Raw genomic sequence first — 213 nt, 5'->3', positions numbered from 1 at the left:
AAGGCGTTGACCCAGCTGTAGCGATTCAATTATTAAAAGTTGAAAGGAGTAAAGATTATTTAATTGGCATGTTTAAACCTGAATTAATAAAAGCACCTACGCATAAACGAGTGTTGGAGTATCTAAGATGAGTAATCGTAAACCATATCAACGAGAAGTACAGTCCACATGGTGGTTAAAATGGAAATTTTACACCTTTTATATGATCCGAGA

1 pseudogene is annotated in these 213 nt (G+C 34.7%); it reads left to right on the top strand.

What is annotated here, in order from left to right:
- Positions 1 to 127: 127 nt before the first annotated feature.
- Positions 128 to 213: pseudogene (locus tag V6256_RS16540) on the top strand (fumarate reductase subunit C); the annotation flags it as partial.

The organism is Psychromonas aquatilis, assembly GCF_038155185.1.
Classification (GTDB): domain Bacteria; phylum Pseudomonadota; class Gammaproteobacteria; order Enterobacterales; family Psychromonadaceae; genus Psychromonas; species Psychromonas aquatilis.
This window is presented reverse-complemented; position numbering and strand designations above follow the sequence as displayed.